This window comes from Microcystis sp. LE19-10.1B, from assembly GCF_027530565.1.
Taxonomy (GTDB): domain Bacteria; phylum Cyanobacteriota; class Cyanobacteriia; order Cyanobacteriales; family Microcystaceae; genus Microcystis; species Microcystis aeruginosa.
In genome coordinates, this window is the sequence record NZ_JAPZQM010000544.1 from 31426 (window position 1) to 43561 (window position 12136).

Genomic DNA, 12136 nt, shown 5'->3' on the forward strand with positions numbered 1-12136 from the left:
AAGTGATTGCATACCGATCGCTTCTGGTCGAGGTCAACCATGAATAATTATCAACCCGAAGACGTTCAATGGATCAAGTCTTTGTTACGTCACGATGACAGCGATGGCAACTCCGCAACCGAGGATATTTTATTCTTAGATGAGGATAACGAAGAAGCTCATCGTTTCGATTTAATTAGCGCCTATATTGATAACGAAGTAACGGTAGAGGAACGGAAGCTAGTTCAGCATTGGTTAGACCATGATGCTGCCGCTAAAAAACTCTATCAGCAGCTCTTGGGATTACAAACTAATTTAAAGCAAATTCCCGTACCGGCTACTATGGCCAGCGACCGATTGGCAGAACAGGTGTTCAGAAAAGTCGATGGTCAGCGTCGTCGGCAATATTATGTTTATGGTGGCGCAATTTTCACCGCTATGGCGATCGCTGTTGGCTCCTACTTCGTCTCGGGACGCAATGATCCCCTCTCCCAAATGGCGAGCAGTCCGAGCAGTATTAGCCAAGAGGGAGACCATTTGATGATTGCTCTTAACCATCCGATTATGGAGATTCCCGCAACGGAACAGCCAAAAGAGAATGGCCAAAGGTAAGGTCTATGGAGATAAATGCCAGCATTCTCGTGCGATCGCCCAATCTTCCGCCGTAGCAATTACCATCACTCGCACTTTAGATGTCTCGCTGGCGATATCCTCATCCCGGGGACGAGCGGCATTTTTAGCTAAATCTAACTCTAAACCCAAAAAAGGCCAGCCTTGACTGGCTTTTTCCCGTACTAAAGCTGAATTTTCGCCGATTCCTGCCGTAAATACCAACACATCCAACCCCTCTAGAGAAGCGATCATCGATCCGATTAAACCTTTCAGACGATGAATATACATCTCAAATGCTAATTTTGCCCTCTCGTTGCCTTCGGCCATCGCCGTCGTAATTGCCCGCATATCCCCAGAAATACCCGAAATTCCCTTTAAACCCGATTCTTTATTGAGTAAACTATTTAAACTATCGGGATTATATTGATATTCTCGCTCTAGATAAATCAGAATCCCTGGATCGATCGAACCGCTGCGGGTTCCCATCATCAATCCCTCTAGGGGAGTAAATCCCATAGTAGTATCGATACTTTTACCCCCCTTGACTGCCGATAGGGAAGCACCATTGCCCAGATGACAGATCACCATTTTCAAGGATTCCAGGGGTTTTCCTAACAATTCGGCGGCTCGTTGGGAGCAGTACTGATGACTGGTGCCATGAAAACCATAGCGACGGATTCCCAGTTCACTCCATTGGTAGGGAATGGGATAAAGAGAAGATTCGGGAGGGATAGAACGATGAAAAGCGGTGTCAAACACTGCTACTTGAGGAACATCGCCGAAAACTTGCTCGATCGCTTCAATTCCTTCTAAATGAGCGGGATTATGACTAGGAGCCAGGGGAATCAGCTTTTTAATCGTTTCTTTGACTTGGGGAGTGATCATAGTTGCCTGGGAATATTCCGTGCCACCATGGACAACTCGATGACCGACTATACTAATGTCTGCGAGGTTGGCTACTACCTTAGTTTCGCCAGTGACTAAGGTATCTAACATCCGAGCAATTCCTGCCGGACGATCCTGACTAGAAAGATTAATTTCCTGTTTAATTCCCTGAGCTTTTACCGTTAAAACCGCGTAATCAGGGTTAACTGTCCAATCGATCCCCGCTGCCCAAATTGGTTGGGGAGGATGGGAGGGGAGAATATCTAAATCGTATAAACAACTTTTTTGACTGCTCGATCCCGCATTTAAGACCAGAATTTTCATAGAAAAGCTCAATTAGGAGGTGGCCTATGGCGATCATAATCAAACTCAGGTTAAGTCTAGATAAAATCGCTGACTTTTCGGGTTTTTCTTCAAGAAAATTTTATCCGGCTGTGATCACCCATCCCTGACTCGGGCAATATTACAAAACTTTATCAAAAAAAAGTCAAAATAGAGCCTCTAGGGTTATAAAATAGAAGAATACCCCTTGTGAAATTAATCCAAGAAGCTACCTCTGATGCAAGTTAAGGCCTCTATAGTGGATTTAGAGCTAGTTCTCGTCCTTTTCACCAGTGGAATGTCAACATCGCACCACGAATCTCTAGAACGGAATTTTTGCGTATTCTAGATAACCGTGATTACTAGAGGATTTCTTAAGTATGTCAGAGGTTACTGCCGTTACAGATGCCACCTTTAAAGATGAAGTTTTAGATAGTGCCGACCTTGTCCTAGTGGATTTCTGGGCTCCTTGGTGCGGCCCCTGTCGAATGGTGGCTCCCGTTGTGGGAGAAATTGCCGCACAGTTCGAAGGGCAAGTCAAGGTGGTGAAACTCAACACCGACGAAAACCCCATTATCGCTAGTCAGTATGGGATTCGCAGTATTCCCACTCTGATGATCTTCAAAGGAGGTCAAAAAGTTGATATGGTGGTCGGGGCTGTACCGAAAACCACTTTAGCTACCACCATAGATAAACACCTGTAGAGGAGTTGACTAGGTTTTCTGGTAACGCATACCGGGTAACTGAGTCACTAAACCGATTAATTCTAATTCCAATAAGATCCCCGCCACTTCTGAGGTGGGGATTTGCATTTTTTGAACAATAATGTCAAACAACAGGGCATCTCTGTCAAATAACTGATAGACTTGTGCTAGTCTAGGTTCTAGATTGACTGGAGGAGCAGCATTAACGACCGGGGATGTCTCTAGAGGGAGTGAAGGGGAGAGATTAACCGGTGCGGATTGGTTCGTGGTGGGAATTGCCCCCAACATTTCTAATAATTTCTCCTCAGAAACGATAATTTCTGCCCCCTGATGAATCAGTTGTAAACAGCCCCTAGCGGCGGCAATATCGGGAGAATTGGGTAAAGCATAGATATCGCCGCCGAATTCGTTAGCATAACTGGCCGTAATCAGGGAGCCAGACCTTTCGGGGGCCTCGATAACAATAGTCGCGCGACTTAAACCGGCGATAATGCGATTACGACTGGGAAAATGGGCTTTATTCGGTTGAGTTGCGGCGGGATGTTCACTAATGACTAAACCCTGCTTTTGGATGTCCGCGTGTAGCTGCCGATGACGACTAGGATAAACCACATCGACCCCCGTTCCCAAGACGGCAATCGTTCTTCCCCCCGCTTTTAAACAGCTTTGGTGTGCCTCGCCATCAATTCCTTCGGCCATACCAGAAACAATAGTAAATCCCTGTTGGGCCAAAAGGGTACTTAAGCGCCGCGCCCAGCGCCGGCCGTGATCCGTGGGGTTACGAGTACCCACAATGGCGACGGTGGGGATATTTCCCTGATTTTCCTCTAAATTGACCTTTCCTTGATAGTAAAGTAAGGGGGGAGGACTGGGAATTTCCCAGAGAAAGCGGGGATATTCTGGGTCGCTAGGAGTCCAAAAAAGGGGGTTTTTCTGGATATGTTCGGCGAAAAGAGCTTCTGGGTCAATTTGCGATCGCCCTTCCCGTACCGCTACCATTAACTTTTTGCCAAATCCCGCCACTTCTGCGATCGCAGTATCGGTGGCATTCCAGGCCACAGCGACACTGCCAAAATGCTGATAGAGTCGCTTCAGGGAAATTGGCCCAACTCCAGCAATACTTGACCATGCTAACCAATAAACGCGATCGTCTGTCAATTTGAAAAAGCTCCTCAGACCAAGTAATATTTTCAGTCGGTTAAAACTGACTGCGGCCAGATGACCTTAATTTATTTTAATCTTGCCGGAATCCCTTCCATTAGTTGTTGAGGTATTGTTGAGCCTCGTCAATGTCTTTCACTTTTTTAAAATGTGAATAAGTTGTTCTTGATCTTTTCGGGGAAGTTGTTCAGTTGCTTCTAGTATTTCTGCAAAAGTGGCTTGAGTCATGGTTTTAGTTGGTTATAGTGGTCTTTGGAGCCAATTGTAGCAGTAACGGTAGAATATTTTAGTATAGCGTAACGGATAATAATATGAAAATGTCTAAAATGTTTCACATTAAAAGGCACGTTAGGTAACGTATCCTAAAAGATCGGTGGTTGCGTTTTTTCAAGAAAAATGCTAGGATATCTAGAAGTAGAGTAAATGAGTTATTATGTCATCTTTAGTGCTTAAACAGCATATTGAAGTAACACCCGGTGTTTGTGGCGGTAAACCTCGTATTGCTGGACATCGTATTAAGGTACAAGACATTGTTATTTGGCATGAAAGAATGGCGATGTGTCCTGATGAAATTGTTTATAATTATCCAACGATTACTTTAGCTGATGTTTATGCAGCTTTAGCTTATTACCATGATCATCGAGAAGAAATTCGCCAAGATATTGAATCCAGCGAAAATTTTGCTAAACAGTTACAAGGGGATAAACCTTCATTGGTCGAAAAACTTTTAAAGGGAAATAATGGCCAATAAGCTTAAGTTTCACCTAGATGAAAGCGTCTCTAATGCGATCGCTAAAGGTTTAAGAATGCGAGGGATTGATGTTACAACTTCTCCAGAAAAAGGACTGATGGGGTCTTCCGATGAGGAACAATTAGCTTATGCTTTATCGCAAGGCCGAGTCATTTTTACTTTTGATGATGATTTTCTGGTTTTGTCTTCAATGGGATTAGAGCATTGGGGGATTATTTATTCACATCAACGTCAATCTATTGGCAAAATTATTAGTGATTTAGTTTTAATTTGGGAATGTTTAGAGCCTGATTATATGTATAAAAATGTTGAGTTTTTATAAAAATCATAATTCAGAGAAAAAAGGTAGGTTGGGTAACGCAATTTACAAGATTGAATCTTTACACTGTGATTATATTCATTACAATCCTGTGCGGCATGGGTTATGTTTAAAACCGTAGTATTGGCCTTTTCCTGGTGTTTATCGTTTCATTGATTGAGGGCTTTATCCGACCGATTGGGGAGTGACGGAAATACCCATTATTCCTGATAATATGGCCGATGAGTAACCGTAGAATGGGTTAGCATAGCGTAACGTATAAAGCGGATAAATTTATCGTAATTTAAAGCTAAAAACTGCGTTAAATAATGCCCCCGAAGAAATCAGTGATCGTATTTTTTTTAAGAACGTAGAATATCGGACAAAATATCTACAATTAAGGTTTGTGTTTTTAATGATAATGAGCCTAGTTCACGCTGAATCAGTGAAGAGCGAAGTGTTACTAAATGATCGAGTCTGATGGCTGACGATTGGCGAAGACCACTGATCATAAAATCTGGATTTTCTGGTCTCAGAATAATATCTGTATGAAGGGGATTTTCTGGAATACGACTGGTAATTAGGGCAAAGATAATGTGTTGATAGCCTCCAATTTGATTGGTTAGGCAATAAGCAGGACGAACCTTACTGGAAGATAAATCGTCGAAGGGAAATTGAATTAATACAATTTTACCCTTCATTAGTTACAGGTTGTCCATCGTTAAGGGTATAAATATCTTCTTCGGGATCTTGCAGAAAAGCAAAGCTAGGGTTATGGGAAACGGCATCTAGCCAGTTTTTTTCGTTCAGTTCATCCTCCGACATCAAAAGAATGACGCGCACAAACCGATCTTTTTCTTGGGGAATAGGATGATCAAGTTGAATTTGCCCTTGGGTATTGAGGATACCAGTGGTTTCAATCGCACGCATAGCAAAACCTAAAAGAAGTGATTCGATTCTAACATTAAAGTAACCTTGAAAAGCGGTGACGGGCAACTACAGCGATCTCCATTCTCAGGCTCGCCCTATGGCTCTCCTCGACTTTGTGTGATAATCAGTGCTGATTATTCCTTGTAGTTTTGCCAGACAAGGGTTTAAAGACTATATTTCCAGAAAATTATCGGCTGCATCTCCTATTTGTGACTTTCCCTCACCTATAGGTGAGCAGTAGAAGTTATTCAAAGAGGGCGAATGCAATTCGCCCCTACAATATTATTGCGCCAATGGTGGCTCCCAACTGATAACAGTTAACAGTTAACTGTTAACTGATTGGGGGAGATCGCACACAACACGAAAACCGATATCGTTGCGAATATCGGCAACGCTTTTGCCTCGATACGCTGAGCTATAGGCCAAAGGGTCGCGGCACCACGAACCGCCACGCCGTATTATTGATGACTTATTAGTTATATTGTTATCTCTCCATGCAAGACTGCCATTTTCTCTAATATTGTCTGGTTTGCGAGCATAACTTTCATGATTTTGATCAGCACACCATTCCCAAACATTGCCGTGCATATCATAGATTCCCCAAGGATTAGGCCGCTTTTCCCCAACAGGATGGGTTGTATTATTTGAATTACCATCAACCCAGGCATAATCTCCTAGTTGCTCTTTATCATCGCCAAAACTAAATCGGGTTTTTGTACCAGCGCGACAGGCATATTCCCATTCTGCTTCTGTAGGCAAACGGTAGTTTTTTCCGGTTAACTGGCTCAATTTTTCACAAAACTCTTGAGCATCAAACCAATTAATGGTTTCTACCGGGTTCTGGGGATTTCCTGAAAACCTGGAAGGATTATATCCCATCACCGCTTGATACTGTGCTTGGGTGATAGGATATTTGCCTATCTGAAATGCTGGCACAATTACTTCATGTATCGGTTTTTCATTCTCATTCTCATTAGAACCCATGTTAAATTTACCAGCGGGTATATCCACCATTTCTGGGTTAAAGTTTGGTAAAATTACAGTTTCAGGTTGCCGAATTATCTTGGGCGATACTTGTAATAATTTATCAACATTTACCTCTGCCAAGCTAAATTTAGAGTTAGCTGCCGATTTTTCATGACCGTAAGCCATTAAAGCTTTAAGCTTAGTATGACTACCCCAATAGCGAATCGACTCTTCATATTCTTGGGTTTTTTCTTCATCTAGTGCAAATTCTTCTAATTTTGCTAAAATTTGCTGATCATTTTCTAAATCTGACAATAACAATGGCCATTTTAAACTAATGGCAGTAAATTTACCTAACTGTTCAAAAGTCAAAGAAGGCTCTAACAAATTATCATCCTTGTCTCGCTTCTCAAAAAATAAACCAGTTTCATTAGCGATATAAACCTTGAGACGAAAGACATTGATAAAGTGTTTAATCCGTCGCGGATTGTAATCCAATGCGGGAGCCACCATCATAATGACATTCCGCACTGTTTGGGAATCTCTATTATCAGATTTGTTGACTTGAATCGCTTCTAATCGCTTAATTACAGCTGCTTGTGCTTTCTGTTTTTCGGTTTGTTCGGATTCTATCGAAGGATTATCTAGAGACAAGTTTTTTAAATCACTTGTCTGATTACTTGTTGGGGAAGTGAGATGCTTTTGCGAATTATTTCTCTGGGGTAAAGCTAACTTAAACTTACCCCAGAATGACTGAAAAAATTGGGAACGGGATTTAGCTGGCTGTAAATTGGGAGGAGTTGAAGTAGCAAGCTGAATCAAAAAATGCTCAAAATCTGACCGGGATGGTTGGGGAACTAAAAAAAGAGGGAAGCTGGACAAACTTTTCAATGAAAGTATAACCATAAGCCAACCCTTTATTAGCACTACGTCTCGCTAAAATATCAGGATCAATTTCTGTGGTTTCCGACGGTAAATACTTGAGAATGTTTTCGTATTTTACCGCTAAACTAGCGGCTACTTTTTCTCTGTCCATTCCTAAAATAAACACCACTGAAGGATCATCAGCAATCATCAAGTTAATCGCCTGCATCAAGTCCGCTGATTTTGGATGTTCACAACGATCTAAATCGTCAATAAATACATATACCCGATCATTGCCAATATAAGCATCGACAATTTTAGCAAAATCTTCATGAAATTCTTCTACAAATGCCGATTGTTTTTTATAATCTGGGGCTTCTATGTATTTAATTAGGTTGTTTTTAGGGTTTTGGAGTAACCTTTGAAAATTTCTCAATAAACTCTTAATACCAGCGAAAATCCCCGCTCCTGATAAGGTGACACCGACCGCAGTAAATAATAACTTAAAAACTGAATTAATTTTGCTCCAAAAAACATCTTGAGAGGTTGCTGCTCTGATTAATTCGTTAATTCCTTCAACTCCATAAATGATTAAAATAAAAGGAATGGCAATTGAGGCACAAATCACAAAAATTATTACTGGTAAAGCTTTAATTAATTCAAATAAGCCTTTTTCTAGGTTAAAACGCAATAATTGTAATTTAAAGTGTCCTAGGATAATTCGAGGCAAATCTCGCCAATTTTTGGGCGTAGAAATCTGCTTAATAAAAGACAGCGCAAAAGCTGCCCATACCGACTCCGCTTTATCGTGTCGCCAAGCATTAAACCAAACCGTCCGACCTCCCTTTTCTCGTAAATATTCCTCTAACATTTTCATAAAAGAAGACTTGCCACTACCCCACTCTCCCTCAACCGATAAAGTTAGGGGTGGTTGTGTCTGCTGATGCAACAAAAATTCAGCGATCGCTATTACATAAGGCTCAAATCCGAGAGCATCATTATTAGTCGCTTGATCGCTGACGCTAGTATTGCGGATAGATTCAGGAAAATCGGACATGGTAGTTATTTTTAGGTGACAGAGAACGGAGAAGAAAATAGATTACCTTAAGTAGCTGGTTATAATTAAATTAAAAATAGATTTTAGGTTCGATCCCCCCTGCCCCCCTTGATAAGGGGGGTGCCGATCCCCCCTTAGTCCCCCCTTTAATCCCCCCTTGATAAGGGGGGCATCTGATAATTTTTAACGCCTACCTACTTATCAATCCGAGAAACGCTGTATATAGCCTCCTATGCAACAAAAAAAGCAACGAAGAAAAGACATTTTCATAATATTATCTAAACCCTATAGGTTCTGTCAGTTAGGGGATAGAAGATTTAACTTAGTGTCTATAGAGTTATTGGGGTTTAGTTTTACTAGGAATCAGAATTAATGACCAGTAGGTGACAGCCTCTGGATCGACTTCTGTAATCGGAATAATTTGCTGATTGGGTAAGGTTGCTCGTTCGATGTAGAGGGCGCGTTCTAATAATCCTAATTCATCGAGAATATCGCGAACTTTAGCGAAATGTCTGCCTAATTTAATAATCGCCGCTGCATCAATAAATACTAGGCGATCCCGCAATATTTCCGCCTCTAAAGTAGCGGGCATGATACTAAATACGTCATTTCGATAAGTGATAGGTACACCCAGCATTGCTGCACTTGCCATCACTGAAGAAATACCCGGCACGACTTCAATTGAAAAGCGATCACACAAGCGATTAAAGATATACATAAACGTGCCATACAACATCGGATCGCCCACACATAGCACCGCCACATCTAGACCTAAGTTTAACTGTTCGGCGATATTTTCGGCGGCAATATCATAATGAGGTTGAGAACTGCGCTCGACACTAAAAGGTAAAGGCATGGGAATTTCTATCTGCTCGGGACGGATAAAATCCGACACAATTGCCCGTGCCAAAACTTTGCCACTTTCTAAGGTAGGATAGGCAATTACCGGAACAGTTGTGAGAATCCGGTGTGCTTTTAGCGTCAACAATTCGGGATCGCCGGGCCCGATTCCTAATCCATAAAGTTTGCCTAATTTATTCATAATTCGTTCTCTTTTGCTAAAGCATTGACTGCTGCTGCCGCGATTGCGCTGCCTCCCCTACGTCCGTGCAGGGTAATAAATGGCACGCCACGACTATTAGTTGCTAATTCTGTTTTCGACTCTGCCGCTCCTACAAATCCCACGGGAAAGCCTAAAATCAAAGCTGGTTTATCTACATTTTGATCGAGCAATTCTAGTAGGCGAAAAAGTGCGGTTGGTGCATTACCAATGGCTACCACCGCTCCAGCTAAATGAGGTCGCCAAAGTTCTAAAGCGGCAGCGGAGCGGGTATTATTAATTTGCCGTGCTAACTCGGTCACTTCTGGATGATTGAGGGTACAAATAATCGGATTATTTTTAGGTAAACGGGCTTTGGTAATGCCATTAGCGACCATTTGAGAATCACAGAGAATTGCTGCACCCCCAGCGAGGGCATTTCGTCCGATTTTAACCGCGTCCGGTGATGCTTCTAAATCTTTTGTTATGTCTGTCATCCCACAGGAATGAATTAGACGAACCGCCACATGAGCTAAATCATCGGGGAGATTTTTCCAGTTAGTTTCAGCCCGAATAATAGCAAAAGATTTGCGGTAAATTTCCTCACCATTCTTAATGTATTCCATTCTATTCATCTAAATTTTTCGATTTTTGGGAGCTTAAAATTTGGGCTATGAGCGGGGGAATCTTGGTAAATTCTCCCTCAAATATGGGTGTTTTTAAGAATTTTTGACTATCACCCACATAGACTTGATAAGCTTCCATTATTTGGCCATTTTCCTCGATGGTAGTTCCTAAAAGGGTAATTTCGGCTAGACCTGGTTGAGCGCAGGATTTAGCACAACCTGTCAAATGAATATTAACAGGAGAATTGCAGGTTAAGCGTTCTTTCAAATAATCTGCCAAGAGAGAAGCATGAATTTGAGTTGCAGTGGCCGCCGCTGCACAGCCCGGTTTACCGCTACAGGCAACTATCCCCGCATCCCATCCAAGAGAAGCGGATAATCCTAGTGATGCCAGTTTTGGCAACAATTCTGACACTTTTTCATCGGGAATATCGGGTAATATAACAGTCTGCCAAGGGGTTAATCGTAACTGACCACTGCCAAAAGTTTCTGATAGTGCCGCTAATCCCCATAGTTGATTAGCCGTCAATTGTCCTAATCTTAATGATAGACCAATATAAGACAATCCGGGTTGCTTTTGAGGATGAATTCCTAGATGAAAATAGGGTTGAGTAGAATGGGCAGCCTGCTGGTATTCTTGCCCTTTTATTATGCCGGTAGAAGTCCGATGTAATTGGGAGTTAACTTGTTCGAGATATTTGGCCAATCCCCAATCTTTGAGCAGGTGTTTCATCCGAGGTTTTTTACCCTTGATATTGGGGGTTTGTTGAACATAATCGACATAAACCTTTACTAGAGCTTTGACCACAGCTAAACAGTTTTCTGGCTCAATTAATAAGTCCGTGTCATAGAATTGTTTATCTCCTCCGAGGGCTAATCGAAAGCAAACAAGAGAAGTTAAATTTGTCGGATTATTGACGGTAATTGCCGATAGCTGAATCTCGTTATAGCGGTGTTGCCAGGCCATAGTTGAACCAGTGCCAATTCCCACTGCACCACCGCCATCGATGCCGATACTAAATTTAGGACTTAGTTGGGCAATTGATGGATAATTTTGGATAAAATTATCTAATTCTTGGACTAATGGACGAGTATCGATCGATTCTTGACAGTCAATTCCAGCCGTGGGACTAGACATTATATTACGCAGATGATCGATACTGGGATTATGGGCAGCTAACCCTAATTTTTGCAGGGTTTGAAATTCTTCTAAACTGGGGGATTTTTGCAGTCCGCGAATTTGCAGATTTGCCCGATTGGTAACTTGTATTGTCGTCTGCCATTGTTCGAGCCAAGTGGCGATCGCTTTTCCCTGTGGAGAATTGAGCCATCCACCGGGGGTGCGGAGACGAATTAAAAACCCATCCTGGGCAGCAGTTCCATAAAATAAACCGGGACAAGCATTTGCTTCAACTAACCAATTCACCGTTGTTTGTTCTCCATGCGACGCAGAGAAGTAGTTAGAAAATTATTTGTCTATCTACCGATTAAAAACTTGTAATTGGCATTCTGACTCGCAAGGAAAAAGGGAAGATGTACTCTTTTTACTTTTTACTTGATTACAGCTGCGGCACAGTACCAGAATTGCACTGGACTTTCCCAAAGACAAGCTTAAATATTATACCACGTTTTCGGTTGAAACTCAGTATCGTTAAGAATCGCTACATTTTCACCCCTTTGTGCCAAGACAAATAAACCTTGACGATAAGCATATTTATCCGCTCCTTCTTCGATTTCAATGCCGGCTACTGCCCCATATAATTGTTTGTGGTTATATTCTGGGAAAAATTGCCTAAATTCGATTAGATTCTTGATTAATTCTTTGACATCATCTACACTTAAACTACTTTTGACTTCCACTACTAGCACATGATTCTCATTAGTTACTAACACATCAATTTCTAGGGTTTTACCGTCGAGACGTTTTCTGACTCTTTGACTAA

11 protein-coding genes, 2 pseudogenes and 1 riboswitch are annotated in these 12136 nt (G+C 41.9%); of the genes and pseudogenes, 4 read left to right on the top strand and 9 right to left on the bottom strand.

Annotated features, from left to right (window positions below):
• Positions 1 to 39 precede the first annotated feature (39 nt).
• Positions 40 to 591, top strand: a complete 552-nt coding sequence (locus tag O9332_RS19680) for an anti-sigma factor family protein (protein ID WP_002759775.1) — start codon at positions 40 to 42, stop codon at positions 589 to 591.
• A 3-nt stretch (positions 592 to 594) separates the two neighbouring features.
• Here the strand turns inward: O9332_RS19680 and O9332_RS19685 are convergent, their stop codons facing one another.
• On the bottom strand, positions 595 to 1800 hold the full coding sequence (locus O9332_RS19685) for an acetate kinase (RefSeq protein WP_288027020.1): 1206 nt from the start codon (positions 1798 to 1800) through the stop codon (positions 595 to 597).
• 377 nt (positions 1801 to 2177) lie between these two features.
• On the opposite strand from O9332_RS19685, the gene trxA reads away from it, so the two are divergent.
• Positions 2178 to 2501 carry a thioredoxin gene (gene trxA, locus O9332_RS19690; protein WP_002759773.1) on the top strand — a complete coding sequence of 108 codons (324 nt, stop codon included), beginning with the start codon at positions 2178 to 2180 and terminating at the stop codon, positions 2499 to 2501.
• 9 nt (positions 2502 to 2510) lie between these two features.
• On the opposite strand, the gene dprA is transcribed toward trxA, so the two are convergent.
• Positions 2511 to 3659, bottom strand: coding sequence for a DNA-processing protein DprA (gene dprA, locus O9332_RS19695; protein ID WP_288027022.1), 1149 nt, complete (start codon positions 3657 to 3659; stop codon positions 2511 to 2513).
• Between the two features lie 436 nt (positions 3660 to 4095).
• Here dprA and O9332_RS19700 point away from each other — a divergent pair, with 436 nt between their 5' ends.
• Together O9332_RS19700 and O9332_RS19705 are read left to right on the top strand one after the other, a co-directional pair.
• Complete coding sequence (locus tag O9332_RS19700; protein ID WP_002750425.1) at positions 4096 to 4413, top strand: DUF433 domain-containing protein; 318 nt, start codon at positions 4096 to 4098, stop codon at positions 4411 to 4413.
• Positions 4403 to 4735: a DUF5615 family PIN-like protein gene (locus tag O9332_RS19705; protein WP_002736383.1), complete on the top strand. Its 333-nt coding sequence runs from the start codon at positions 4403 to 4405 to the stop codon at positions 4733 to 4735. The genes O9332_RS19700 and O9332_RS19705 overlap by 11 nt, the downstream gene beginning before the upstream one ends.
• Before the next feature lie 338 nt (positions 4736 to 5073).
• Here the strand turns inward: O9332_RS19705 and O9332_RS19710 are convergent, their stop codons facing one another.
• From O9332_RS19710 to O9332_RS19740, 7 genes and pseudogenes are all read right to left on the bottom strand, one after another.
• Entirely contained in the window at positions 5074 to 5412 is a 339-nt protein-coding gene (locus O9332_RS19710) for a type II toxin-antitoxin system PemK/MazF family toxin (RefSeq protein WP_002759771.1), read from the bottom strand.
• A complete protein-coding gene (locus O9332_RS19715) occupies positions 5402 to 5641 on the bottom strand; it encodes a hypothetical protein (protein ID WP_002750429.1) in 240 nt (79 codons plus the stop codon). The genes O9332_RS19710 and O9332_RS19715 overlap by 11 nt, the downstream gene beginning before the upstream one ends.
• Positions 5642 to 5965: 324 nt before the next feature.
• Positions 5966 to 8528: pseudogene (locus O9332_RS19720) on the bottom strand (SUMF1/EgtB/PvdO family nonheme iron enzyme).
• Between the two features lie 337 nt (positions 8529 to 8865).
• On the bottom strand, positions 8866 to 9570 hold the full coding sequence (gene cobI / locus O9332_RS19725; RefSeq protein WP_002759768.1) for a precorrin-2 C(20)-methyltransferase: 705 nt from the start codon (positions 9568 to 9570) through the stop codon (positions 8866 to 8868).
• The gene (locus O9332_RS19730) at positions 9567 to 10193 is read right to left on the bottom strand and encodes a precorrin-8X methylmutase (RefSeq protein WP_043999110.1); all 627 of its coding nucleotides are present in this window, start codon (positions 10191 to 10193) and stop codon (positions 9567 to 9569) included. Before O9332_RS19730 ends, cobI begins: the two co-directional genes overlap by 4 nt.
• A gap of 1 nt (position 10194) precedes the next feature.
• Complete coding sequence (gene cobG / locus O9332_RS19735) at positions 10195 to 11619, bottom strand: precorrin-3B synthase (RefSeq protein WP_002759766.1); 1425 nt, start codon at positions 11617 to 11619, stop codon at positions 10195 to 10197.
• 56 nt (positions 11620 to 11675) lie between these two features.
• Positions 11676 to 11834: riboswitch (cobalamin riboswitch) on the bottom strand.
• Positions 11805 to 12136: pseudogene (locus tag O9332_RS19740) on the bottom strand (DUF3782 domain-containing protein); the annotation flags it as partial. Its footprint overlaps the riboswitch before it by 30 nt.